The 26,217-nt window shown below is 58.6% G+C and carries 20 protein-coding genes; 13 read left to right on the top strand and 7 right to left on the bottom strand.

The window, feature by feature from the left end; genetic code table 11:
- Nucleotides 1-36: 36 nt before the first annotated feature.
- From H4317_RS13105 to H4317_RS13090, 4 genes are all read right to left on the bottom strand, one after another.
- Nucleotides 37-1,569, bottom strand: coding sequence for a lipopolysaccharide biosynthesis protein (locus tag H4317_RS13105; RefSeq protein ID WP_185887037.1), 1,533 nt, complete (start codon nucleotides 1,567-1,569; stop codon nucleotides 37-39).
- 87 nt (nucleotides 1,570-1,656) lie between these two features.
- Complete coding sequence (locus H4317_RS13100; protein ID WP_185887036.1) at nucleotides 1,657-2,739, bottom strand: hypothetical protein; 1,083 nt, start codon at nucleotides 2,737-2,739, stop codon at nucleotides 1,657-1,659.
- 112 nt (nucleotides 2,740-2,851) lie between these two features.
- A complete protein-coding gene (locus tag H4317_RS13095; RefSeq protein WP_185887035.1) occupies nucleotides 2,852-5,260 on the bottom strand; it encodes a GumC family protein in 2,409 nt (802 codons plus the stop codon).
- A gap of 163 nt (nucleotides 5,261-5,423) precedes the next feature.
- Nucleotides 5,424-6,215, bottom strand: a complete 792-nt coding sequence (locus H4317_RS13090; RefSeq protein WP_185887034.1) for a polysaccharide biosynthesis/export family protein — start codon at nucleotides 6,213-6,215, stop codon at nucleotides 5,424-5,426.
- 289 nt (nucleotides 6,216-6,504) lie between these two features.
- Here H4317_RS13090 and H4317_RS13085 point away from each other — a divergent pair, with 289 nt between their 5' ends.
- A complete protein-coding gene (locus tag H4317_RS13085; protein ID WP_185887033.1) occupies nucleotides 6,505-7,182 on the top strand; it encodes a response regulator transcription factor in 678 nt (225 codons plus the stop codon).
- Nucleotides 7,183-7,270: 88 nt separating this feature from the next.
- Here the strand turns inward: H4317_RS13085 and H4317_RS13080 are convergent, their stop codons facing one another.
- Nucleotides 7,271-8,674: a M64 family metallopeptidase gene (locus H4317_RS13080; RefSeq protein ID WP_185887032.1), complete on the bottom strand. Its 1,404-nt coding sequence runs from the start codon at nucleotides 8,672-8,674 to the stop codon at nucleotides 7,271-7,273.
- Entirely contained in the window at nucleotides 8,671-9,189 is a 519-nt protein-coding gene (locus H4317_RS13075) for a hypothetical protein (RefSeq protein WP_185887031.1), read from the bottom strand. Before H4317_RS13075 ends, H4317_RS13080 begins: the two co-directional genes overlap by 4 nt.
- Before the next feature lie 443 nt (nucleotides 9,190-9,632).
- On the opposite strand from H4317_RS13075, the gene H4317_RS13070 reads away from it, so the two are divergent.
- From H4317_RS13070 to preA, 11 genes are all read left to right on the top strand, one after another.
- On the top strand, nucleotides 9,633-10,298 hold the full coding sequence (locus H4317_RS13070; protein ID WP_185887030.1) for a hypothetical protein: 666 nt from the start codon (nucleotides 9,633-9,635) through the stop codon (nucleotides 10,296-10,298).
- A gap of 503 nt (nucleotides 10,299-10,801) precedes the next feature.
- Nucleotides 10,802-11,428, top strand: coding sequence for a sensor histidine kinase (locus tag H4317_RS13065; protein ID WP_185887029.1), 627 nt, complete (start codon nucleotides 10,802-10,804; stop codon nucleotides 11,426-11,428).
- Nucleotides 11,428-12,168, top strand: coding sequence for a LytR/AlgR family response regulator transcription factor (locus tag H4317_RS13060; RefSeq protein WP_185887028.1), 741 nt, complete (start codon nucleotides 11,428-11,430; stop codon nucleotides 12,166-12,168). The genes H4317_RS13065 and H4317_RS13060 overlap by 1 nt, the downstream gene beginning before the upstream one ends.
- A 135-nt stretch (nucleotides 12,169-12,303) precedes the next feature.
- Nucleotides 12,304-13,119 carry a DUF6252 domain-containing protein gene (locus H4317_RS13055; protein ID WP_185887027.1) on the top strand — a complete coding sequence of 272 codons (816 nt, stop codon included), beginning with the start codon at nucleotides 12,304-12,306 and terminating at the stop codon, nucleotides 13,117-13,119.
- Between the two features lie 50 nt (nucleotides 13,120-13,169).
- Nucleotides 13,170-14,333, top strand: coding sequence for a serine hydrolase domain-containing protein (locus tag H4317_RS13050; RefSeq protein WP_185887026.1), 1,164 nt, complete (start codon nucleotides 13,170-13,172; stop codon nucleotides 14,331-14,333).
- A 221-nt stretch (nucleotides 14,334-14,554) separates the two neighbouring features.
- Nucleotides 14,555-16,027 (top strand): CoA-acylating methylmalonate-semialdehyde dehydrogenase, encoded by a 1,473-nt coding sequence (locus H4317_RS13045; protein WP_260625663.1) that lies wholly within the window; start codon nucleotides 14,555-14,557, stop codon nucleotides 16,025-16,027.
- Between the two features lie 111 nt (nucleotides 16,028-16,138).
- Nucleotides 16,139-17,491: an aminotransferase class III-fold pyridoxal phosphate-dependent enzyme gene (locus H4317_RS13040; RefSeq protein ID WP_260625662.1), complete on the top strand. Its 1,353-nt coding sequence runs from the start codon at nucleotides 16,139-16,141 to the stop codon at nucleotides 17,489-17,491.
- Nucleotides 17,492-17,638: 147 nt separating this feature from the next.
- On the top strand, nucleotides 17,639-19,015 hold the full coding sequence (gene hydA, locus H4317_RS13035; RefSeq protein WP_185887024.1) for a dihydropyrimidinase: 1,377 nt from the start codon (nucleotides 17,639-17,641) through the stop codon (nucleotides 19,013-19,015).
- Between the two features lie 61 nt (nucleotides 19,016-19,076).
- Nucleotides 19,077-19,943 carry a nitrilase-related carbon-nitrogen hydrolase gene (locus tag H4317_RS13030; protein WP_185887023.1) on the top strand — a complete coding sequence of 289 codons (867 nt, stop codon included), beginning with the start codon at nucleotides 19,077-19,079 and terminating at the stop codon, nucleotides 19,941-19,943.
- A 136-nt stretch (nucleotides 19,944-20,079) separates the two neighbouring features.
- Nucleotides 20,080-21,411: an FAD-dependent oxidoreductase gene (locus tag H4317_RS13025; RefSeq protein WP_185887022.1), complete on the top strand. Its 1,332-nt coding sequence runs from the start codon at nucleotides 20,080-20,082 to the stop codon at nucleotides 21,409-21,411.
- A gap of 158 nt (nucleotides 21,412-21,569) precedes the next feature.
- Nucleotides 21,570-22,964 carry an NAD-dependent dihydropyrimidine dehydrogenase subunit PreA gene (gene preA / locus H4317_RS13020; RefSeq protein WP_185887021.1) on the top strand — a complete coding sequence of 465 codons (1,395 nt, stop codon included), beginning with the start codon at nucleotides 21,570-21,572 and terminating at the stop codon, nucleotides 22,962-22,964.
- An 8-nt stretch (nucleotides 22,965-22,972) separates the two neighbouring features.
- On the opposite strand, the gene H4317_RS13015 is transcribed toward preA, so the two are convergent.
- Entirely contained in the window at nucleotides 22,973-24,313 is a 1,341-nt protein-coding gene (locus H4317_RS13015) for an ATP-binding protein (protein ID WP_185887020.1), read from the bottom strand.
- A 229-nt stretch (nucleotides 24,314-24,542) separates the two neighbouring features.
- Between H4317_RS13015 and H4317_RS13010 the strand changes: the two genes are divergently transcribed.
- On the top strand, nucleotides 24,543-25,940 hold the full coding sequence (locus H4317_RS13010; protein WP_185887019.1) for a sensor histidine kinase: 1,398 nt from the start codon (nucleotides 24,543-24,545) through the stop codon (nucleotides 25,938-25,940).
- The last annotated feature ends 277 nt before the right edge of the window (nucleotides 25,941-26,217 follow it).

Genomic DNA, 26,217 nt, shown 5'->3' with positions numbered 1-26,217 from the left:
CGGAGGGAAGCAGAGTACTACCAGCCAAGAGAAGAATCAGGAGGGTTGCAGCACTGCAGGCGCCGGGCCCAGCAGTGCAAGCAGGCGGTTGCGCATCGTGCCGGGCTTGAGGTGACCTTCCAGTTCGTTGTAGAGGGAAATGCGTACCGTGCGGTTCCAAGGCATTGCCAGTTGGCCCAATAGCGCCACGGCTCCCAGCACCATCAGTACCAGCAGTTGCAGCAGCGCACCTGCTTCCAAGCGGGCCAGGCCATTCTGCGCGGTGCCCAGCACCAGCGCCAGCACCAGTGCTGTGCATAGCGCGGGCCAATAGGCGCCCCAAAGGCCCGCCGCCGGAATCTGGAGGTAGCGGTGAATAGCCACTTGATACGTAAGATGGCGAAGCACTTCGGCCAGCAGCACCGTGAACACCATGGCGCGGAGCCCATACGGGGCCGCCAGCCACAGGCCCGCACTCAGGCCCGCAATAAAGCCCACCTGCAGCCACACCTTAAACCGCAGCCGGCCCAACGATTCGCACAATGACCCGCTGTAGATGGTGAGCAGGTGCGCCCCAACCATCAGGGCCAACGGCCCCAGCAGTGGCACCGCCGCGCCCCATTGTGGCCCCAGCACCACGCGCACCAGCGGCTCGGCGGCCACCGCCATGCCGGCGGCCATGGGCAGCATCACCCACGCCGATAGGCTGAGCGTGGTCAGGTAGAGCGGGCGGAGGCGCGGAATGTCGTGCTGCAAACTGCTGTAGGAGGGCAGCATCACCCGCGAAATGCTGTCGGTGAAATGGTAGAGGGGCAACTGTACCAGGAAAAACGTACGGTTGTAGAGGCCCAACGTGAAGGTGCCCAGCAGCCTGCCGATGCTCAGCCGGTCAAGGTTCGACCCAAAATATTCCAGCAGACTTACCACCGATACTGCTCCGCCAAAATTGACCAGTGGCTGATAATGCGCCCAGCGCAGCGGCGGACGCAGGCTGTGCCGGACACAAAGCCAGGCCGCAACGGCTTTCACCAGCAGGTTGGCCAGTGTAGCGCCTACCAAGCTCCAGATGCCCCAGCCAGCCCAGGCCATTCCCAGCCCAATGACGCCATAGCCCGCCAAAAAGGCCGCGAACTCAATACGGGCCAGCAAATCAAACGCCATACGGCGGCGCAGCAGGCTCTGCGAGGTAGCGCCCAGGCTATTGAGCAAAAAAGTGAGCGACATGCCGCGCAGCACATTCACCACGCCCGGCTCTTTGAAAAGCAGCGTTGCCAGAGGCGCCAGCGCCCACATCAGGCCCGTCACGACAATGCCGAGCCCAATGGCTACGGTAGAGGTGGCCCGGATGTGTACGGGTTGCAGGTCGGAGCGCTGAATGAGTGCCTGCTCCAGCCCCATGTGGGCAAAATAGCTCCCGAAACTGATGACGACCATGGCCATACCCATCAGCCCAAAATCGGCGGGAGTGAGCAGGCGCGACATAATGCCGGAATACACGAATTGCAGCCCGGCAATGGCCACGGTAGTAATCATGCTCCAACGAAGCCCACGAATGGTACTAGCCGGGATGGAAGAGGAAGATGCAGACATAGCAGAAGCTGAGGCAACGAGCTACAGATCAGGAAGGTGGGAGGCGGCGGACGGCAGGGCAGTATAGAGCGAGAAACAGAAGCAAGCTTAGCCTGGAGTGAGAGCAACAGGCCGCGCCAAGAGCCGGCGAGCCAGCACTAGCAACCGAGGCAGCTTGGTGGCTAGCACCAAGAGCCGCTGTGGCTGCCACAGGGGGCGCGGAACACCCAGGAACCGACCCAAATAGTGGGCTAGTTCGGACGGTGGAGTGCGCCAGAAGGTGCTGTCAGGAGTCAGCACGCGCCGGCACAGCAGCGGCAGGCCTTGGTTCTTTTCGTTGGGCAGATGCCAGATGGGCAACTCCAGATCCGTAGGGCGCACATTGGTATTTTGGTAAGAGGTCCAGATGCGGCGGATAAACGGGCTGGCATCAGCCCCTGGCTTGGTTAGCCGGTTGTACACGAAGCTGGTCAGGTACTCGTCGCCATCGAAAAGGCTGCGGCCATTCTCAAAGCGGGGCGGAGCGCTGGGGTAGTTCTGCAGCACCGTATGCCAGAGTGTACGTAGCTCCTGGTCTACCTCCGCCAGCCGTTCCCGGCTGCCACCCAGTATCTCACCGCCATAATGATGAGGTATTGCCACCGGATATGTCGGGTCGAGCTGCTGGTACAGGTTCCCGATACCACGGCGGCTCAGGCCGTGCACCTTCGTATCGGGGCCGGCTTCGGGCTCCGCGTCCAGCAGCAGCAGCGTTTCGGGCTGGCGCAATAGCTGCAGCAGCGCTGGTGCCGGCCGCGTCCAGACGCAATCCGAATCCAGAAGCAGACTGCCTTCCTCTGCTTCGGGCCGAGCCAGTTCTCGCAATACTTCCAGCTTATAGAAAGCATTCCGAAACTCCGTGCCGAATTGCGGCGGAGGGCAGAATTCCACAAACGGCAGGTACTGCTTCTGCACCCCCAGCTCATCCAGGAACGACCGGTAATCAATGCCGCCCCACTTGGCCGGAGCTTCATCATTCGTGTAGAACAAATGAGTTACGCCCGGATTGCAGCGTACCGATGTTGCAAAGAACACGACCGTACACTGCCAGTATAGCCGTCGGCGCTGCTCCGCACCCACATCGAGCAGCTGCGGATACACGGAAGCCGGCGCCCCGGCCGTATCCACGCAAAGGCTCGTCACAATGGCCATGATGGGGTAATTAGAAAGTAGAAAACGAAAGGATGGGCCGCCCGAAAAGCTACCGCCCGGCAGCGGTTCTGTTCCGGCTCAGGTAGCGGAAGGCTGGTGCCGAGCAGCCGCTCTACACGGAGTAGTAGGCTGCCTGACTCTTGTAATGGTATTCGTAGGTCTCGTTGAAGTTGACGTTGTTGAGCAGCACATACACCTGGCCTGCCGGAGCCGTGGGGTGCGACGTGTCAACGAGTTCCTGCAGGTGCTGCAGGCTAGTACGCTGCGTGTAGCGGTGCCGCACCACGAACACCGACACATCAATGTATTGGCGCAGGATGTGGTATTCCGATACCAGCCCCACTGGTGGCGCGTCCAGCACCACATAGTCGTACTCAGCCTTCAGCTGCTCAATCATTTCCCTGAAGCGGGGGCTTTCGAGTAATGCCACCGCATCTTCCGGAATAAGGCCGGCCGTCAGCACATCAAGGTTGGGAATGTGCTCCGACTGCTGCATGGCTTCTTTCAGGCTGATGTCGCCTTTCAGGTACGAGGACAGCCCGGGCCGCCGGGGCGGAAAGCCGAAGTAGCTGCTCATAGTAGGTTTGCGTAGGTCGGTTTCAATCAGCACCGTACGCTTGCCCGAAATGGCCAGTTCCGCCGTCAGGTTGGCGCAGCAGAAGGTTTTGCCCTCGCCCGATATCGAAGAGGTAAACCCGATGACTTTCTGCCGGGCACCGCCGCTCACATACTGCAGGTTGATGCGCACCGTGCGGAACGATTCTGTTACGGCGGACTTGGGCAACTCGTGGCGCACCAGCTTAATGGATTTGCCTGCGTCGGCAATCAGTCCCAGAAACGGTACGGTAGTCACGCTCTTAATCTGGTCGACGGTCTGCACTGTCTGGTTGGTGCGCTCCAGCAGCATAATTAGGCCCGCTGGCAGCACCAGCGCCAGTATCAGGCTAACGAGGTAGAGCTGCTGCGGATGAGGCGGGAGCGGGTCAGCGCTTTGCATGGCGGCTTGGTCCACTACCTTTTTGTCGCTGGAGTTGGTGGCCAGGGTCACGGCCGCTTCCGTCTTCTTCTGCAGCAGAAACGTGTAGTTTTTGTCATTCACATCGGCCTGGTTGCGCAACAGGGCCAGTTGCCGCTCATTCTCAGGAAGCTGGCTGATGCTGCTGCGCACGGCACCCAAGCGTTGGTCGTAGCTACGCAGGGTCGCATCGGCCGAGACGATAAGGTTGGTGAGGTTGCGCAGCAGGGCCGCGCGCCGGCCCTTTATTTTATTGTCCAGCACTTGCAGCACCGGGTTGTTTTCCGAGGCGCCCACTGCCAGGCCGGCTTTCTGGCTATTGAGTTGGGCCAGCTCGATGATCTGACTGTTGAGTACCGGGTCTTCCACGCCCAGGCCGGTAGCCGAGCTGACGGCATCCCCGTCTGGCGAGGAGCGCAGCAGGTTCAGCACGTTCTGGTACGCCATGCGCGCATTCTGCGTGCGGGCTCGGTCGTTTTCGAGCTGGCCGCGCATCTGCAGATCAGCGTTGGTTTGCTGGCCAGCATCCACTAGGCCGCGCTGGCCCCGGAACGTAGCTACTGCCGCTTGTGAGCGGCGTAGGGAGTCGCCTACTTTGCCCAGTTGCGAATCGATGAATGCTACTGCCTTGTGGCCGTCCCGGTTCTTATCGGTAAGGTCGTTCACGATATACGTGTTCATCAGCGCGTTCAGAAACCGGATTTCCTTGGCCGGTATGGCGCCCTGCGTTGTAATGCTGAGCACGCGCGACATCCGCTCAATCGGCTTGATGGTGAGTTTACTCTGGTATTCGCTCGTGAGGCCCTGAATATCGTGCAGCACGAAGTAAAAAGCCTTGCCCGGAAGCTGAGGCGTCATGCCTGGAGTGGTGCTTTCCACCGTGAAATTGCAGTAGGGGCTCTGGATAGGCTGGCCCAACGTGACGGTGCGCTCAAACTGAAACTCCGGTACGGTGTTCAGCATGTTGCCCGTCATGAATTGCACCACGGGCACCTGTTTTCCTTCGGCCTTCACCTGAATGGTGCCGTCGGGCCGGGCTTCCAGAAAAAAACGCACGCCTGCTACCTGGGGTGCCGTAGTATCCACCACCACCCTGACCGGCGACTCGGCACCGTATACTTCCTGTGTTTTCAGTGGCCGGAGCGCATTCACCCATATATCCGGCACTACATGATAGCTCACACTGAAATCCAAGTCCCGCAGCGTCTGGCTTATCACGCCCGCCGATGTCAGGATACCTACTTCGTCTTCTACTTTGGTTTCACGCTCTTTGGCGGCCTCCATGGTCAGCATTTCCTGCGCATGGCGCGAGCCAGTGGTCCGGTCTGCCAGCATCATGGTAGCCTTGAAGCCATAGCGCACCGGCAGTAGCTGTGCCACAAAAAACGCAATGGCCAGAAACAGCACCAATGACGCCGCGAAGTAGTACCAGCGCGTACGAAGCTTGAAAAGCATGTTGCTCAGATTGAGCTCATCGGCGGTAGTGGGAGTGTTGTTAGTAGACATAGTGGCGAACTGAAACTGAGTTGTAAAACGACTGGCAGCATTCAGGGCTTTCTGTAGTGGGAGAGGCAGAAGCCGGGACGGATAACTAAGTTACTATATTGTTATAAAAAAAATTGATTTAATCACATCAATATGTGTGTAGATTCTTGCCCTTTTGCGGATGCTACCGGAACAGGCCGTACAACAGTGCTGCAGTGCCTAGTCCGGAAAACAGCAGGCCCAGATTCACTGAGTTTCCACGCTGCGTCAGGGCTTTGGACGGCTCTACATACAAGGCATCATTCGGGAGCAGATAGTAGTAAGGCGACTTAAGCAATTCGGGCCGAGTCAAATCGAGTAGTACCACCTCTGAACCGGAGGGAGTCTGCCGGATCAGTTTTACGTTGCGGCGGTTGCCAAGAGGGCTCAGGTCGCCGGCTAGGCCCAGCGCTTCCAACACCGTTGCTCGGTCGTTGAAAACGGTGTAGCGTCCTGGGTTTTTCACTTCCCCCAGCACCGTAACCCGGAAACTTACCAGCCGCAGGACCACGGTGGCATTGCGCACGTAACCGGCAATTGACTGCTGCACCTTCTCCTGAGCCGCGCTCAGGGACAGGCCTTGCACCATAATCTTGCCTACTGTCGGGACCATGATCTGGCCTTTCTCGTCCACTACATAGCCATTGATGTAGAGTGAGCCGGGGTCCGATTGGTTCATCACCAGCTCAGACTCATGCAGACTGAACACTTTGGTGAGCTCCGGCTGCGGGCTCTGCACCCGAATGTAGAGCACGTCGTTGGGAAGAATCCGGTACTCCGTGGGCGGATTGGATACGGCCGTCGGCTGCGTGGGCGAGTACTGCCCCTGCAGGTAGCTGATGTCGCGGGTTGGAACGCAGGAGCTAAACGTAAGCGCCAGCAGCAGCAGAGCCAAAACTGGAAGGCGGAAGGCAGACGACACAGCGTGAGAGAACATGAGTAGAGCGTGTAGTGCAAGAAATGAGAGGAGATAAAAGACAGTAGCTCTTCAAAACAAGCGCAATTTCACTTACTGGTACTTTTTGATAAAAATATTGTATGATTCTGTAAAAACAAAATAATTATTCAATATTTTCAATATTTAATTGCATTTACTTGGGCCAGTGGCCCTGCTGGCTCACAGGTAGGGTGGCTTTCCCTGTTTTCTGATTGTCTCCGCAGGCAAGTAGTAGCAAACCCTTTACCTTCGGCCCTGTTGAACCAGTCTATACCCTGTACCTTACCGCATGAAAATTCTGCTGGTGGAAGATGAGCCCAAAGTGGCTGCTTTTCTGCATAAAGGGCTTACCGAGCAACAACACACTGTGGAAGTAGCTACCGATGGCCCCACCGGCCTGCGGCTGGCGCTGGCCGGGCAGCACGACCTCATTATTCTGGATAACCTTTTGCCCGGGTTAAGCGGGTTGGAAGTGTGCCGGCAGGTGCGGGCGCATAATCCGGCGGTACCTATTCTGATGCTCACGGCACTAGGCGAAACCGACGACAAAATCCGGGGGCTGGATGCCGGTGCCGATGACTACCTCGTGAAGCCCTTCGCGTTTCAGGAACTGCTGGCCCGGCTCCGGGCGCTGGTGCGCCGCCGCCCCGAAACGGCCGCTTCTGTGCCTATTCTGCAACTCGCCGACCTCACCCTCGACCCCGCCAGCAAACTGGTGCAGCGCGCCGGCCAGCCCATTCAGCTCACCGCTCGCGAATTCTCTCTGCTTGAGTACCTGCTGCGCTACAAAGGCCGTGTTATTTCGCGCGTCGATATTCTGGAGCACGTCTGGGAAACCAGCTTCGATACAGGCTCCAATGTCATTGATGTTTACATAAATTTTCTGCGCAAAAAAATTGACAAGGATTTCACCCCCAAGCTCATTCATACCCTGGTAGGGATGGGCTATGTGATGAAGGAAGAATAATCAGTACCCCCCAAATGCAGCACGCCTGCATTCCCGGCTAGTTGATGCCGGGAATGCAGGCGTGCTGCATACTAACCAGGGCCCTTGGCTATTCCTTGATGAGCTGCCGGCTGATGGGAGTGCCATCTACGGTCAGCACGAGGGTGTACTGCCCGGATTGCTTCAGTCCAAGCTCTGCGGCCTTAAACTGATAGGTGTGCGTGCCGGCCGCCAGCTTCGTGCGGCGCAGGGCAGTGGCCAGCCGCCGTCCGGTAGCGTCGTACACGATAATATCAACGGGCAGCGGCCGGCTGAGAGTGCAGGAAATCTGCAGCGCATCTGCCACCGGATTCGGAAAAACTTGCACCTCATAGTCGTGGGCAGCGGCGCTAGTACGAATGCCCGCTACGGTGCGCTCTACCGTCCAGACCACCGTGTAGGTATGCTGGGTAAGGTGATTGGTTGCGCGGGTGAGAGCCGTGGTATCCGTTACTTCCGCCACGACCCGGTGCGTACCAGTATTCAGGCTGCTGAGCGGAACCGTGAGTTGCGGCTGGTTGCGGCGGACAATGGTATTGTCACGCCGCCAGGTAATACGCAACGTATTGGGGTTTGGGGGCAGTAGCGTCAGGGCAAACGTTGGGTCTTGGCTCGGATTGGTAATAGTCGTGGCAGCGGGGCTATAGCTCTGTAGTGGCCCGGCCAGCGTATGGATGGTTTCGGTGAAGGCTTGTCGGCAAACGCTGCAGAAGGGTACGCCCAGCACCTGCATCTTACAGTTCTGATGCGGCTTGTACCAAGTAGCATTGCCGGTATGCGGATAGATGCCGATGCCATTGGTGCCCATCCAAGCCGCCCATTTCACCAGTGTTGGGTCGGCTTGCTGGGTCATGTTTTGGGTTTCGCGGGCGTACTGCTGGCCTGCCCAATACTCATCTGACAGGCCGGAGAAAGAATGCCCGATTTCATGGATGCTGATTTCATTGGCGCTCGGATGTACCGACGATGTAGCCAGCGCTCCACCCGAACCGCCGTACTCGGTGGAATTGACGACTATAAAAGCCTGATCGTAGAGCGGGAAAGAGGCCGCCAGCACGCTGGCTACGGCACTTTGGTTGCGCGGCACCAGTAGCCGGTGAATACCCCCCTGGTCGAAGGAGCTACCGAAGTAGTTGTTGACTACTGCCACCGGAAGAGTAGACGAAGTGCAGTCGGGGGCGGTGCGCGGGTGCGAAGCACCCGACTGGGCGGAAGGCACGCGCACGGCAAACACGTTGAAATAGGCTTGATACTCGCGGAAAGGCGTCTGAGTGAACATAGTCGCCACAATCCGGTCGACATCGGTGCGGAAGCGGGCCAACTCGCTGGCCTGATAGCCGTCACTCAGAAACACCAAGTTGATGCGCCGGTCAAGCGGACCGGTTTTCACCAGCGTATCGACGGGAAAGCTCTGAGCGTTTGCGCCTGCGGCCAATAGCAGCAGTAGAAGCAGAAAGGCGTGGCGTGTTTTCAAGGCAGTAGGGGAAAGGAGGTGGACGCAATAACCGTGGCCGTAGCCGCTGCAACTTCTTCGACACGTACCTGCGTGGCCTGCGCCGGCAGCGAAAGCCGCACAAAAAACTCCGCTTCGGGCAGGCTGACTACCCGGCGGCCTAACTGCTGCTTTTCATCCGTGTACTCCACCGATTTGCGCAGCGGATGCTCTACTACCGTGGCGGTACCCAGTGGCTGGCCTGCTGCATCAAGCAGCCGCACCGCCAGATGGTCTGCATCAGTGGATGGGGTAGGAGCAGTCGTCGCCTTCAAGCGGCCCGGCGCAGCCTGGCTGCGGAGGAGCGTGATACGGGCAGGCTGCCCGGCGCCAGCAGCTACTACCCGAAACGTCAGGAATACAACCGCTGGCTTTTCGGCCGTGGTTTCTGTGGTAGCAGCAGGCCCCAATGCCGCGGTTGCCGACGACACAGGCCGTTGGCAACCTGCTAAGGCCAAGAAAAGCAGCACGTGAGAGAGGAAGTGCAGACAGCGCATACAGCCTGAAATAGCAAGGTGGGTGGGGCCGCGGGACGAGCGACGTTTGTAACCGCCAAATGCGCGCTGCCAATCCCCAAGACAATATAAGGCCCTGTGAGCAAACCGACAGGATAATTTGGGGCAGAAGTCAGTCGGAGGGTTGATATGAGGCGCTTGTGCCGCTGCGTTGCGCCGTGGTGGAGCCGTATCAGAGGAATGAGGAATAGTGCTGTAAGGGAGTTGATGCCCGCCTGCTGTTGGGCCGGTGCCGGCTGTGCGCAGGTTTCTCCCAGCTTGCGGGCAAACCGAGCAGTGTTGATATGGAGAAACGGGCCGTTGGTGTAATAATATTTACGGCCCAAGATCAGCGAGGTAGGTTTGAATCATCAAGCAGGAAGGAACAAGCAGCTGCAACTGCTGACCTCCCATACTGCGGTTTTTCACATCTATTCCTTCATTTTATGCGTCGTCAATTTTACCTCAGCGTTTTTCTTTTGGCAGCTAGCCTGAGCAGCCCGCTTGCTTCACTGGGGCAGGCTACGGCAGAGCCCGCAGCTCCCAGTGTAGCGGAGGCAGCTCCGGCCCCCGATTTCCGTCCGGCTACCCTTTTCAAACTTGGTACTGGCTTCACACGCGGTCTGACCATCGGCGGATTTATGGGCACGGCGATACCAATAGTTGCCGGAGTGGAGCGGCAAGTCGCGCCGGCTTGGTCGGCGTATGGCAACGTGTCCAGCGGCTGGCGGATAGGGGCCCGCACGGCGGCACCGGAGCGTGGTACCCGGGCCGCCTATATCACCGAGTTGGGACTGGACCTGGGCGTGCGGCACTACTACAACAAGGAAAAGCGGCAGGCAGCCGGACGAGCTAGCGGGCCGATGGTGGGAAATTACGTGGCCCTGCAGGCTACTACCAGCTTCACTCCCTACTATGCACCCAAGCTATACCACGAAGTATCGGCCCTGTCGGTGCTATGGGGCACGCAGCATCGGCTGGGCGGCCACGGCCTGCTGGATGCCTACGTGGGGCCCGGCATAGAAACGCGCCGGCTAGGCATGCGCCGCCACGACGGCTTATCGGTTCGCCCGCATCTGCAGGTGGGCATTAAGCTGAGTCTGGTGCGCTAGCCGTCAGCTGCCACCGCGTCATCAGCTTTCTGAAGGCAAGTTTTATGAACACCTTTGCGCCCTCTTTCTCTTCGCCATTCCTGCCAGCAATTAACGTGACGCGCTTTAAGACTATTCTCATTCATCTGGCTATTTGGGTGGCATACTATCTGTACGAGGTACTTTATATCCTAGCCATTCCGGGGGTGCCATTTCCCCATCCCATCGAATCCATTCTGGTATTCAGCTGTTACGCGCTACTGGTATATGGAAATTCAGAATGGCTTTTTCCGCGTTATTTTATTGCCAAACGATACCGGGAGTATGCCATTGGTCTATCGTTCATTATCCTTCTCTATTTCGCGCTGCGGTACTTGGTTTCTGCCATCATCGTCCCTCATTTAGGCATTCATGTTACCTATCCTTATGGCAATTTCACTCAACTGATGGTCTACAGCTTCTACCGAGGAGTGATTTTTTTTAGTTATGGTCTTACCTATTGCTACGTCAAATATGTGTTGCATATGCAACAACAATTGCGTGAACAGCAGCAGCAGCTTCACCAGCAGGAGCGGGGCCTGCTGGAAGCTGACATTGCTTTCCTGAAAAGCCAGATCAACCCGCACTTTCTCTTCAACTCCCTCAATTTCCTGTACGCCCAGGTATACCCACTTTCCGAGTCCACCGCCAAGAGCGTACTGCTACTCTCCGACATCATGCGTTACGCCCTGAATGAGGGCGGCGAGCAGGGCAAGGTGATGCTGGACAAAGAAATTCAGCACTTGCGCAATTATGTGGGCCTGAATCAGCTGCGCTTCGGCAACACCCTGCAAGTGAAATTCGAGGTGCAGGGCAGCACCCAGTTTCTGCTGATTTTGCCGCTGGTGCTCATCACCTTCGTCGAGAACTGCTTCAAGCACGGGGAGCTGTTTGATGCCGCCCACCCGGTGGTGGTGCAGGTGCGGGTGCAGGAAAACCAGCTCACCTTCTTCACCAGCAACCGCAAGCACGGCGGACCCATCGAGCACTCCACTGGCATTGGGCTCGAAAACACTCGCCGTCGGCTGGCCGCCATCTACCCCGGCCGCCACCAGCTCACCATTCACGACACGCCCGATTCCTACGCTACCCACCTGACCTTGACCCTATAGTGATACGCTGCCTGATAGTGGACGATGAGCAGGGCGCCATCGATATTCTGCGGCAATTCGTGGAGAAAACGCCCTTTCTGGAACTGGTGGCCAGCACCACCAACCCCGTGGAGGCGCTGCGCCTCGTGGCCACCCAGCCAGTTGATCTGGTGTTCCTGGACATTCACATGCCCCAGCTTTCCGGCCTCGATGCTATGCCGCTGCTCACGGGCAAGTGCCAGGTGATTCTGACCACCGCCTACAGCGAGTTTGCCCTCAAAGGCTTCGAGCTGGAAGCCCTGGATTACCTACTCAAGCCCATTGCGTTCGAGCGGTTCCTGAAGGCCGCTCAAAAAGCACTCAAAGCGCAGGCCCCGCCCGTACAACCCAGCACGCTGCCGCCCGACACCTACATTTTCGTCAAGACCGAAAGCAAAGGCCGGATGCGCAAGGTGAGTTTCGAGGAAATCGTGTATGTGGAAGGGCTCAAGAACTACGTTTCCATCTACACCGAGCAGGAGCGCATCATCACGCTGCTCAACATCAAGGACCTGCAGGAGCGGCTGCCGCCGGCGCAGTTCATGCGGGTGCACAAGTCCTACATCGTGTCGCTGCCCAAAATAAAGGCACTGGATGGCAACCAGATCCTGTTTCAGGATGGCAAAGCCAGCGCGCCACTCGGCGACACGTACCGCCGCGGCTTCTTCGAGGCCCTGCAGCGCTATGTGGTCGGGGGAAAAGCCAGTGGCGACCCGAGCTAGCGGCTGAAAGCGGCAACCTGATTTCGACTTTTCCACAGTGCTGCTGGCATTGTTGCAGGCAGGCTATGTACCTGCAATAGTAAATGTATAAAGCGTAATATGTCTCTTTGTCAAAAGCTTACTATGTTCTCCGCCATGTTTTCTCTTAATGCGTTGCGTGCCGCTGTTGCCGCTGCCGGGCTGGTAGCATTGTCGCTGACTGGCTGCCAGGAAAAAGAGCTGGTTGCGCCCCGGCCGCTACGTGCCAACACCGGCACTCTGGAGGGGCGGCTGCAGCCCCTGGGCACTGCCGACAGTATCCTGCTCTATGCTTCTGGAGGGCGGCACTGGTCCGTGGCCCCAGATGAACGCACCGGCTTATTCCGGTTTTCGCAGCTGCTACCGGGAGAGTACACGCTCAGCGCCATTGCCAGAGCAGACTATGAAGTGACATCAGCCCAAGTTCAGACACTGCGGGTGAAAATTGACGATACTACGCGCACCACCCTCACGCTGCCCCTGGCGGTGCGCATACGGGGCACTATCAGCTGGGATTTGAATGGGGTGTCCTACAGTGTGCCGGCTACTTACGCGGAAATTACTCCCGATAAATTTATACTGGAAGGCCACACCCTCCCCAACGCTAACCACGAGAGCCACTCCGTGGCGCTGGTTATTTCTGAGGGGGGACCGGCAAATGCACAGCCTTTCACCGGAGCCGGTACCTATGGGCTAGGGCAAAGCGTGTATCCCTATGCCCGCTACAACTTTACCCGCGGGGTCGCCTTCGATGAGTACACCACCATGTATACATTCCAGCCAGTAGGCACCATAACGGTTAGCCAGTTTGATATGGCTGCCCGTACTGCTGCCGGTCGTTTCGAATTCGTTGCCGCCCGTTCACTTAATGGCACAGGCACTACGGTCATGAGCCAAACGATTACCAACGGTCGGTTCGATATTACTTTTTAAGGGAATACGAATCATCTACAGTATTATTCCGCTCTATTTCCTCTTTCCCGATGCGCTACGCTCTTTTCTTACTCGCCTCTGCCGCCGGCATGTTGCTGATTGATGGCTGCACAACCAGCCATGCCCAAGTGCCAGCCAGCTCCCAGCCCGTACTGACCGACAACCCGCTCCGAACGGCCCTCGATTCGGCGGTACACCGCGTGGTGCTGCCCTACATGCAGCAGCCTGAAGCAGCAGGCTTATCTATTGGAGTATATCAGCAGGGGCGGCAGCGCTTCTACAATTATGGAGAGGTAGAAAAGGGCACGGGTCGCCGGCCTACTGCCACTACTTACTACGACATGGGCTCGGTGTCGAAAACCTTCGTTGGCACGCTGCTGGCCCAGGCCGTAATCGACAAAAAGGTGCAGCTCACGGATGATATTCGCCAGTATCTGCCGGGCCAGTATCCCAATCTGGAGTATCAGGGGCGCCCCGTGCGGCTGGTGGATCTGTCCAACCACACCTCCGGTCTGCCCGGCACGGCCCACGTGTACACGGCCGCCACCAAGCAGCGCCTCGATCAACTGAATCTGGCAGAGAAAACTGCCCACTACAACCGCTACTCAGCCGACAGCCTGCTGGCCGACATGCACCGCTTTCAGCTGGTCACTGAGCCGGGCACTACCTACCGCTACAACGGCGTAGCCACGCTGGTGCTGCAGCTGCTACTGGAGCGCATATATCAGCAACCCTACGAACAGCTGGTGACCGGTTATGTGCGCAAGCAGTTCGGCCTGCATGATACCAAACGTGTGCTTTCGACTAAAGAGCAGACGCGCTACGCTATAGGCTATACCCGGCCCTACCTGCCGCAAGCGCACCTAAACTACACCGGTTATTGGGGTGGCCCGAACCTGAGCTCCACCGCCGCTGACCTGCTACGCTATGCCCAGGCCAATCTGCAGGAACGCCTGCCGGCTGTGCGCCTAGCCCACCAGCGCACCTGGGGGTCCACGCCGGAGTCTGGTATGGGGCTGTGCTGGATGCTGGATACCGATGCACAGGGAAACAAACGAGTCTACCACAATGGCAAATCCACTGGCTACAACACCCGGCTGGTGCTTTACCCGGATACGCAGGTAGCCATGGTGCTGCTGGTAAACGAGAACAGCAGCCAAGACCGGCTGACTGCGCTGGAGGAAAGCCTGAAACGGCTATTGCCCCGGCCTTAGCTTGTGTAGAAGAGCAAACCTGGTCCTTTGGCTGGTTTGCACTACTCCCCACATGCTAGATAGAGTACACGCGCCCCCAGCTTGTGGCGGCCGGAATGTCGTGGCTGACGAGAAATTAGCAATTACTATAGGCTATTGCAGAAAATATTGCGGATAAGGTGGGCGTTATTAGCTTTTTGATGTAAAAATTATAGCTTGCCCGGACTTAATGCCAGTAAACTATGGAAGTCCAGGCTCTGAAGTACCCAGCTCTTCGTAACTATGTCGCCGGCCAGTTTGTGGACGAGGTACCAGCTTCCACGTTGGAAGTATTCAGCCCACTGAATGGCGAGGTCATTTCCGCAGTTCCACTAAGCGGCGCGGCTTCTCTCAACCAGGCTGTAGCCGCTGCTAAGGCCGCCTTTCCGGCGTGGTCAGGTACTCCCATCAAGGAGCGGGTGCAGGTCTTTTACCGCTACAAAACGCTGCTGGAGCGCGACATGAAAACCCTGGCCGACCTGGTGCGCGAGGAAAACGGCAAGACGCTGGACGAGGCCCGCGCGGAGGTGGAAAAAGCCATCGAGCTAACCGAGTTTGCCTGCTCCATGCCCCAGCTGATTCAGGGCGAGTTTCTGGAAGTCAGCAAGGGCGTGGAAGCCCGCGCCGAGCGGAAACCGCTGGGTGTGGTAGCCAGCATTGCGCCGTTCAACTTCCCTAATATGGTGCCGCACTGGACCATCCCGAACGCGCTGGTACTCGGCAATACCATGATTCTGAAGCCCTCGGAGCAGGTACCGCTGAGCGCCGTGAAAATAGCTGAGCTATTGAAGGAAGCTGGCCTGCCCGACGGCGTGCTCAACGTTGTGAATGGCGATAAGCAAATCGTGGAAGCTATTTGCGACCATCCGGACATCCAGGCGGTGTCTTTCGTCGGCTCCACCAAGATTGCCAAAGTCGTGTACATCCGGGCCACCAGCAACCTAAAACGCTGCGTGGCGCTGGGCGGGGCCAAAAACCACCTGATGGTGCTGCCCGACGCCCACCCTGACATGACGGCCTCCAACGTGGCGGCAAGTATGTCGGGGTGCGCGGGGCAGCGCTGCATGGCCGGCTCCACCATGGTCGGCGTGGGCCCGGTTGACAGCATCGTCGCCAAAATTGTGGAGGAGGCCCGCAAGATTGTACCCGGTCAGAATCTGGGCTCGGTCATCAGCAAAGAAGCCAAGGAGCGGATTGAGCAGCACATTACGGAGGCCGAAGCCGCCGGTGCGAAAGTCCTGCTCGATGGCCGCAACGCCGTGGTGCCCGGCCACGAAGACGGCTACTATGTGGGCCCGACGGTGATTGACTACGTGACGCCCAATATGCGGATTGCGCAGGAGGAAGTGTTTGGGCCAGTACTGGCTATTCTGCGCACCAATACGCTGGATGAAGCGCTGGCCATCGAAAACGCCAGCAACTACGGCAACGCGGCAGCCGTCTTCACGCAAAGCGGCAGCAATGCCCGCTACGTCATGGACCACGCCTCCGCCGGCATGATTGGCGTCAACATTGGGGTGCCGGTGCCACGGGAGCCGTTCTCCTTCGGCGGCTGGAACGAGTCGAAGTTCGGGGCCTGCGACATCACCGGCAAAAGCTCCATCGAGTTCTGGACCCAACTCAAGAAAACCACCACTAAGTGGAACCCAGAGTCCAGAGTGAACTGGATGAGCTAGGACCCATCAATAAGTAAGGGACGAGGCGCGGACGTGACAAGTTCCTCCTACACTGGCTTGATGCGCCACATGCTCAGGATGACAGACGGCTTTATTGCCAAACAGCTACTTATGGAAACCGCCTTCGACACCGACAAAGAACAAATCCTGCACGACAACCTCGACCACACGCTGTTTTCGTGGTCGAAGCAGGCGGGACTGAACCCGATTAGCGCCGAGCGGGCCGAGGGCGTGTACCTCTGGGACCGGGACGGCAAACGCTACATCGACTTCTCGTCGCAACTGATGAACGTGAACATCGGGCACGGCAACCAGCGCGTGACGGAGGCGGTGGCCGCCCAGATGCGGGAGCTGAGCTACGTGTATCCGGGCATGATTACGAAGGCCCGCGGCGACCTGGGCCGCAAGCTGGCGGAAATCACGCCGGCCAACCTCACCAAAGCCTTTTTCACGCTGGGCGGGGCCGAAGCCATCGAAAACGCCATCAAGCTGGCCCGCGTGTACACCGGCCGCCACAAAATCGTGACGCTGTACCAGTCGTTTCACGGGGCCAGCTACGGGGCGATGAGTGCTGGCGGCGACCCGCGCAAATTTGCCGTCGATAGCCAGGCCATGCCCAACGTGGTGCACGTCGAGAATCCGTATTTCTACCGCTGCCCGTGGTACAGCGCCACGCCCGAAGAGTGCGCCGAGCGGGCCGCTGCTGCCATGGAGCGCATCATCGGCTACGAGAACCCCGGCAGCGTGGCGGCCATCATTCTGGAAGGTGAGTCGGGTACGTCGGGCTGCATCAAGTACCCGCCCGGCTACTGGCAGCGCATCCGCGAAATCTGCGACCAGCACGGTATTCTGCTGGTGGCCGATGAGGTGATGAGCGGCTTCGGGCGCACCGGCAAGTGGTTCGGCTCCGACCACCACGGCGTGAAAGTAGACCTGATGTGCATGGCCAAAGGCATTACGGCCGGTTACCTGCCGCTGGGCGCCGTGATGGTGGACGAAAAGATTGCGCATCATTTCGATGATAAGCCGCTGCCGCTCGGCCTCACGTATTCGGCGCACCCGGTTTCCTGTGCCGCCGCCGTGGCTGTGCTGGATGTGTACGAAGAGGAAAACCTGCTCGAAAATACCGTGCAGATGGGCCGTTACCTCGACGAGCGTATCTGCGACCTGATGGGCCAGCATCCCAGCATCGGCGACTGGCGCAACACGGGACTGTTCGGCTGCCTGGAGCTGGTGAAAAACCGCCAGACCAAAGAGCCGATGGCCCCTTGGAACGCCGCGCCTAGCCAGATGGAGGTGATGAACCAGGTGATGGCCAAAATCCGGGAGCTGGGCATGTACACCTTCGTGCGCTGGAACTATATCTTCATCTGTCCGCCGCTCTGCATCACGAAAGAAGAGCTGGACGAAGGCCTCGCCATCATTTCCGAAGCCCTGCGCATCGCCGACGCGCACGTACACTAAACTCGTTCCTTTCCTGCCTTTTGCCCGGCCCGCATTCTTGCGGGTGCCGCTATTGCTTTTGCTTCTAAGTCAGGCGGAAATGCTTGTTTTTGGTGGGGCAAAACGCTACTTTTCTCAATTGCAACTCTCTCACAGTTTGTAGGTTTGATGGCGACTTTACTGGTGAAAAATGGCCGCGTCGTGACGGCCGATTTTGATGCGGTGTGCGACGTGCTGATTGAGGGCGAAACCATTGCCGCCATCGGCCGCAACCTGCCGGCCAACGGGGCAGAAGTCATTGATGCCACCGGCAAAATCGTGGTGCCCGGCGGCATCGACCCGCACGTGCATCTGGACATGCCGTTCATGGGTACGTTCAGCTCTGATACGCACGAAACCGGCACCCGCGCCGCCCTGCACGGTGGCACCACTACAGTTATTGATTTTGTGTTGCAAAAGCAGGGTCACTCGCTGCGGGAAGCCCTTACGGAGTGGCAGGGCCGCGCCACCGGCACGGCCGTCGGTGACTACTCGTTTCACATGGCCGTGACGGATTTCAACCCCGACACTAGGGAGGAAATCAAGGACATGGTGGCGGAGGGCATTACGTCCTTCAAAACGTTCATGGCCTACAAAGGCGCGCTCATGATTGACGATGCGCAGATGGTGGGGTTGATGCAGGAAGTGCGCAAGCATGGTGGCCTCGTGACGGCCCACGCCACCAACGGCGACATGATTGATACGCTCATCGCGCAGCACCGGGCCCAGGGCAAACTCACGCCGCGCTACCACTACCTCTCGCAGCCCGAAGTAACGGAAGCCGAAGCCTCCGGCCGCTTCACCGACATTGCCGACTACACCGGCGTCAACGCCTACATCGTGCACCTGACCTGCGAGGGCGCCTTGAACCAGGTGCGCGACGCCACCCGCCGCAACCAGCGCGTGTTCGTGGAAACCTGCATTCAGTACCTGCTGCTTGATGCGGATTTGTACGGCGAAGAGTTTGAGGGCGCGAAGTGGGTGATGTCGCCGCCGCTACGCGAGAAGAAGGACCAGGAAACGCTGTGGGCCGGCATCAACCAAGGGCTTGTGCAGGTGGTGGGTACCGACCATTGCCCGTTCCGCTGGGAGCAGAAACTGATGGGTAAAGACGACTTCTCGAAGATTCCGAACGGGCACCCGGCCATCGAGCACCGCATGGAGCTGCTGTTTTCGGAAGGCGTGCAGAAGGGGCGTATCAGCCTGCAGAAATTCGTGGAAGTGACCAGCACAAATGCGGCCAAAATCTTCGGCATGTTTCCGCGCAAAGGCACCATCAGTATCGGCGCCGACGCGGACTTGGTCATTATTGATCCTGCTGCCAAGCACACTATTTCGGCCGCTACGCACCACATGAACGTCGACTACTCGGCCTATGAGGGCTGGGAGCTGACTGGCAAAATTGACACCGTATTGCTGCGCGGCCAGGTGGCCGTGGATGCCGGCGAAACCAAGGTGCCGAAAGGCTACGGGCAGTTCATCAGGCGTGGCAAAACGGCATTTTAGGGTTGCTCATAATGTCAGTTTAAGTATCTACTTCTCTCACTCTCATACTTCTCTCACTTCCATGCCCAGAATTATCAAATCCGGCCTTATCCAGATGAGCCTGCCTATGACCGAAGGGCAGGGCAGCATTGAGGAAATAAAAGAGGCCATGGTGCAGAAGCACATTCCGCTGATTGAGGAAGCCGGCCGCCAGGGCGTGCAGATTCTGTGCCTGCAGGAAATCTTCAACACACCCTACTTCTGCCCCGGCCAGGACAAAGCCTGGTATGCCTCGGCCGAAGCCGTGCCGGGCCCCACAACGGAGCGCATGGCCGAGTATGCCAAAAAGTACAGCATGGTTATCATCGTGCCGGTCTATGAGCGGGAGGCGGCGGGCTTCCTCTACAACACGGCCGCCGTGATTGATGCTGATGGCACCTACTTGGGCAAGTACCGCAAAAACCACATTCCGCACACCTCCGGCTTCTGGGAGAAGTTCTTTTTCAAGCCTGGCAACCTGGGTTACCCGGTGTTCCAAACCAAATACGCCAAAGTAGGCGTGTACATCTGCTACGACCGGCACTTCCCTGATGGCGCGCGGGTGCTGGGCCTGAACGGCGCGGAAATCGTGTACAACCCCTCGGCGACGGTGGCGGGCCTCTCGCAGTACCTCTGGAAGCTGGAGCAGCCGGCCCACGCCGCCGCCAACGGCTACTTTATGGGCTGCATCAACCGGGTGGGAGAGGAGAAACCCTGGAACCTGGGCAAGTTCTATGGTAGCAGCTACTTCGTGGACCCGCGCGGCCAGATTTTCGCTCAGGCTTCCGAGGAAAAAGACGAGCTGCTAGTAGCCGAATTCGACCTTGACATGATAGAGGAAGTGCGCTCTACTTGGCAGTTCTTCCGCGACCGGCGCCCCGAAACCTACGAGAAGCTGGTGGAGCTGTAGCCTTCCGTACGGTCATCCTGAGCCTGCGAAGGACCTTCTCACACCAGAAAAACGACTTGCTCTGGTGTGAGAAGGTCCTTCGCAGGCTCAGGATGACAGGCGGTTTTATCCCTTTCTTAACCAACGCCATACCCTCATGGCCGAATACTCTCCTCCCACCACCGAGCAGGAATTTCAGGTGAATTTCGCACAGCTCAAGCCGCGCATGAACCGCACTGAGGCTATGCTGGAAAGCTCCCGTTGCTTGTTCTGCTTCGATGCGCCCTGCATTCAGGCCTGCCCGTCGGGCATCGACATTCCGCAGTTTATCCGCCAGATAAACACCGGCAACGTAACGGGCGCGGCGCGCACCATCTACGAGGCCAACTATTTCGGGAATGCCTGCGGTAAAGTGTGCCCCACGGAAGTGCTCTGCGAAGGCGCCTGCGTGTACAATCTGCAGGACGTAAAACCCATTGAAATTGGGCGGCTGCAGAGCTTCGCCACGCGCGCCCAGATGGACAGCGGCGAGGCCCTGTTCGGTCCGGGCACCCCCACCGGGCGGCGCGTAGCGGTGATTGGGGCCGGTCCGGCCGGCATCAGCTGTGCCTGCGAGTTGCGGGCGTTGGGGCATGAAGTGGACGTTTTCGAGGCCAAGGCGCAGCCTTCGGGCCTGACCGTGTACGGCGTGGCTCCTTACAAAATCACGAATGAGGAAACGCTGGCCGAAATGGCGTATCTGCAGGGTCAGTTTGGCTACACGGTGCACTACAATGCGCCCATTGCCAGCCGCGCCGATGTGCAGAAGCTGGAAGCCGACTACGATGCCGTTTTCTTGGGCATTGGGTTGGGAAGTACCAGCACGCTGGGCCTGCCCGGCGAAGACCGGGTCGGCTGCGTGGGCGCGGTGGAATTCATCGAACAACTGCGCCAGCAGCACCACGCCGTAGCCGTTGGCCGCCGGGTGGTAGTGCTGGGCGGCGGCAACACCGCTATGGATGCCGCTTCCGAATCGGCGCGGATGGGGGCCGAGCACGTGACGCTGGCCTACCGCCGCAGCAAGTCCGACATGGGCGCGTACGACTTCGAGTACGACTTGGCCAAAGGTGTGGGTGTAGAGGGGTTGTTCAACGTGGCCCCCGTCGAAATCACCGGCAACGGCAAAGTAGAAGGCGTGCGGTTTGTACGCACGGCCACCACGGGCGGCCAGGTGCAGCCCGTGCCCGGCAGCGAGTTCGTCGTGCCCTGCGACATGGTGATAAAAGCCACCGGCCAGAGCAAGCAAACCGTCTTTCTGGGCCTGATTGAGGGCCTGCAGCTCGACGCCAAAGGCCGCATCATCCTCGACAGCCGCACCGGCCAGACTACTAACCCGCGCTATTTCGCCGCCGGCGACGCAGGCAACGGCGGGGCCGAAGTAGTGAATGCCGCCACCGAAGCCAAAGTGACAGCGCGCGGCATCCACGAGTATTTGATGAGTTTGAAATAGAGCTTTCTACCAAGTAGCTCGCCATTCCAATTAGCTTGTCGTTCCGAGCAAAGGCGCAGCCGCAGAATCTCGCGTGCTGACTTCCGCATGGTAATTACCACACTAGCGAGATTCCTCGGCTGCGCTCGGAATGACTGTCACTATAAATTCTGTTCTCCATGCCTGACCTCTCCATCAACTTTGCCGGTATCAAGTCGCCCAACCCGTTCTGGCTGGCTTCGGCGCCGCCTACCAACTCCGGCTATCAGGTGATGAAAGCCTTTGATGCGGGCTGGGGCGGGGCCGTGTGGAAGACGCTGGGCGTACCCGTCGTGAACGTATCGAGCCGCTACGGTGGCGTCAACTACCGCGACAAACGCCTGATTGGCTTCAACAACATTGAGCTGATTTCGGATAGGCCGCTTTCGGACAACCTGCGCGAGATTGAGGAAGTGAAAAAACGGTTTCCGCACCACGCCGTTATTGCCTCGCTGATGGTGCAGAGCCGGCAGGAGTGGCACGACATCGTGCGGGCCTCGCAGGATGCCGGCGCCGATGGGCTGGAACTGAACTTCGGCTGCCCGCATGGTATGTGCGAGCGGGGCATGGGCTCGGCGGTGGGGCAGGAGCCCAATGTGCTGCGCACCATAGTAGAGTGGGTGATGGAAGTAGCCACGGTGCCGGTTATCGTGAAGCTGACCCCTAATATCTCCGACATAACCGAACCGGCGCTGGCGGCGCGGCAGGGTGGGGCCAATGCCATTTCGCTCATCAATACCATTCAGAGCATTGTGGGCGTCGACCTCGACCAGTTTTCGCCTTACCCGATAGTGGACGGGCAAGGCACCAACGGCGGCTACTGCGGTCCGGCCGTGAAGCCCATTGCCCTGAATATGGTGAAAAACTGCGCCCAGCACCCGGGCGTGCAGCTCCCCATTTCCGGTATCGGAGGCATCGAGAACTGGCGCGACGCGGTGGAGCACATTTTGCTGGGCGCAAGCAGTGTGCAGGTGTGCACGGCGGCCATGCACTTCGGCTTCGGCATCATCCGGGAAATGACCAGCGGGCTGGAGCAATACATGCGCGAAAAAGGCTTCCAGACCATCAATGATATGGTGGGCCGGGCGCTGCCCAACGTAAAGCATTGGGAAGAGTTGAACCTGCACTACAAGGTCACGGCCAGCATCAACGAGCAGAAGTGCATCGGGTGCCAGCTGTGCTACACAGCCTGCGAAGATGGTGCCCACCAAGCCATCCGCCTCAACGAAGGCACCCGCGTACCGGAAATCATAGACGAAAACTGTGTGGGCTGCAACCTCTGCTCTCTGGTGTGCCCCGTGGAAGAGTGCATCACGATGGAACGCCGCGACGACGGCACCCGCCACGAAACCTGGCAGCAGCGCACATTGGCCGGCAACATTCCGAGTGAGTTTGAGGACGAGCGGGCCGGCGGCCGCCACCACTGGGTACCGGAGCCGGCGGCAGCACTGGGCAAGGAAAAGCATAAAACGCTACCCGGCAAAGCGCGACAATTTGAGACGGTGCCCGCGAGTCCGCAAATTGTGAGTGAGTAGCCGCCTGCTCAGTTGAAGGCTTCTCTTTGTCGTTGCAGTGCTTGGGTAATAGCAGCAGTGGAAATGGGCTGGTCGTGCTGCCGGACCGCCACCGCGCACTGGCGCAGTACGTTGCTGATGGCGCCACCCGTCAATTGGTGCTGCTGAGCCAGAACTGAAAAATCTACGTCGGGTGCTACCGGTATACCTGCAAATGCCTGCCGCCACAGCTTTTCCCGTTCAACTGGGCCGGGCAGCGGAAATGGTAGCACCGCGTGGAAGCGGCGGATGAATCCTTCGTCCAGATTGCCTTTAGCAGTGGCCGCCACCACAATAAGCCCCGGAAACTGCTCCATGCGCTGGAGCAGATAGCCGATTTCCTGATTGGCATATCGGTCGTGGGCGGAGCCTATGGCAGTGCGCTTGCCGAATAATGCTTCCGCTTCGTCAAAAAGCAGAATCCAGCGCTGCCGCTCGGCTCTATCGAAGATGCGGCCCAGGTTCTTTTCCGTTTCGCCGATGTATTTCGACACTATTGCCGACAAATCCACTCGGTACACTGATGTGCCAGTAGTTTCCCCCAGCAAGCTGGTGGCCAGGGTTTTGCCGGTGCCGGTTGGGCCATAGAACAGGACTCGGTAGCCAGGCTTAAGCTGCCGGGTCAGGTGCGCATCCTGCCCCAAGCTACTCTGCTGAGTCAGCCAGGCTTGTAGGTTGTGCAGTTGCTCTAGAGTGGTTGGCTCCAGTACCAGGTCATCCCAGGAAAGAGGAGTTGTGACAGGCTGAGCCAGGACAGCGCCACTAGCCGGCTGGCGCACGCCGTAGCCGGCCGTAAGCAGAGCCAGCGCCTCAGGCGTAATAGTCAGTGCGCCGCTCAGGGCTGGTTCCGCGGCGTTGGTAGGCTCGAGCTCTATGAGCCCGGCGGTAGCTAGCACGGAGTCGGTGAATAGGTGAAACTGAAAGGGCAGGCGGCACGCCAAGTCGTTGCCGGCCAGCAGAAATAGCGCCGTCTCGCCGGTGGGTAAAAAGCCCGCATGGTTCTCGGCCTGTAGCCCACCAACCTCAGAAAAACGACGGTCGTGTTGGCTATTGCGGAGAAAAAAAGCATCCAGCGCCTGCGGCCGAAAATGTGGAGCCAGCGCCAAGATCAGCACCAGCCGCTCGGCCCGGTTCAACTGTTCGCGCTGCACAAGTTGGCTATAGGCATCGGTGGCATCAGCGGGCAACTTGGGTGCGGGCAGGTCTTCCATAGCCGCCACTGCGTTTTCCGAACCGAAGTAATGCTGCACACGTGCGCTCAGCACGGCGGAAAGCCAGTCTAGCTCCCGGGCGAGGGTAGCAGCAAGGGCAACAGGATTCGGAGTTTCCATGGCAAGGAGCAAGATGGTGGCGGGCACGCTATCCGGTGTACCATAGTTCCCCTGAAAGACGTGGCTGCACCGGCTCGAAGATATGATAAGTGAGATGTATAAAAGCGGAATGTGGCTACCGGTAGCGGCGCCACTTGTCTGAATGCTGGTAAGCAAAACCTTTTGCCCCGGACAAGCGGTTTTTTTGTGCCAGCTTACGGCAGATTCTCACGATTATTTTCTCTTCCCAATGACCATTCGGCTCCGGTTGGCGCTCCAGTTTGCGGCTATTCTGGCATTCACCCTGCTGCTGTTCTCGCTGGTAATTTATTTCTCCACTTTCCGCGCCCGGCAGGAATCCTTCACCGAAAATCTGTTTGCGCGGGCCCGCATTGTGGCGCACGTGTACCTCGATGGTACCGGCCGGGCTGATGAAGGCAGCCGTGCCTCATATCGGCGCTACCTGCGGCAGTTCTACCGTACGCTGCCCGAAGAAGAAGTACGCGTGTACAACGCCAAAAACCAAGTGGTTTTCCGGGAAGGCCAGCTTTCCGATGTGCCTTTGCCTCTGGATTTGCTGGCGGCCGTGCGGGAAGAAGGCCGGGAAGTGCAGCTGCGCGAAAACTATAGCCAGACGGTAGGAATGCTGTACCGCGACAAAGACCGTGGCGACTTCGTGGTAGTGGCTTCCTCCGTGGATACAGACAGCCGCGACAAATTGGGCAGTCTGCGCCGGATTCTGGCCAGTGGCCTGCTTGCGTCCTTTATAATTGTGAGCATCGGCGGCTGGTTTTTTGCCGGACTGGCTCTGCGCCCCATACAGAAAGTGGTGCGGGAAGTAGACAGCATTACAGTAACGGACCTGCACCGCCGCCTTTCGCAGGCCGACGGCTACGACGAAATTGCGCACTTGGCCCAACGCTTCAATCAACTCCTCGACCGGCTGGAAACGGCCTTTGCCGGCCAGCGCACCTTTGTGCGCGACGCTTCGCACGAGTTGCGCACTCCGCTTACCGTTATCATTGGAGAGCTGGAAGTAGCGCTGCTGCAGGAGCGCAACCCGGAAGAGTACCGCCGGGTGTTGCAGAGTACCCTGGATGCATCCCGCCTGCTCAAAGACCTGACCAACGGCCTGCTTCAGATTGCACGAGCTTCCGACGACCCCTCCCAGGTACCCCTGACCACTCTGCGTCTCGACGAATTGCTGCTACAGGCACACGAGGAAGTACAGCGCCGCAACCCCACCTGCCGCGTTGACCTGGAGTTTGGTGACGTGCCAGCCATGATACGGCAGCCGTTTGCGGTGAAAGGCAACGAGGCACTGCTACTCTCCGCCTTTCTGAACGTGCTAGAAAATGCTTGCAAATTTTCCAAAGACTCTAAAGAGCCTATCGTGGCCAGCCTGACTACTACTGCTTCCCGCGTGTTTCTGGAAGTGCGCGACCATGGCGTGGGCATGACCGAAGCCGACCGGCAGCAGGTGTTTGTGCCTTTCTTCCGAGCCGAAGCTATCCGGATGGTGCCGGGCCACGGTATCGGGCTGCCACTCACCTCCAAGATTATGGCCCTGCATGGGGGCAGCGTGCGGGTAGAAAGCGAGTTGGGCCAAGGGACCCAAGTATGGCTGCATTGGCCCGCGCTTGGCTAAAGCCAGTGCAACAAGAGGCTCATAATCTGCTATTTTGATGTTTCAGACCGTTTTAACTTCCTTTTAACGCTCTTTTAACCGGGTCTTAATTACCTGCCTGTAGACTTGTGGACCGATCCTCCTACCTGTGCTGATTTCTGATCAGTATCTGTTCCACACTTGACAAGTCTACCTCCATGCCTCAAATAGTATCTGCTCCTTCGCAAAGGGCAACTCCGACTACACCATCCGCCCCAGCCCCCAAAGGGGTTTTCAGTTCACTGGGCAAGGATGCTCC

The organism is Hymenobacter sediminicola (assembly GCF_014250515.1).
Lineage (GTDB): Bacteria > Bacteroidota > Bacteroidia > Cytophagales > Hymenobacteraceae > Hymenobacter > Hymenobacter sediminicola.
Note: the sequence above shows the minus strand (reverse complement) of the source record. Positions and strands in the feature narration are given on the sequence as shown.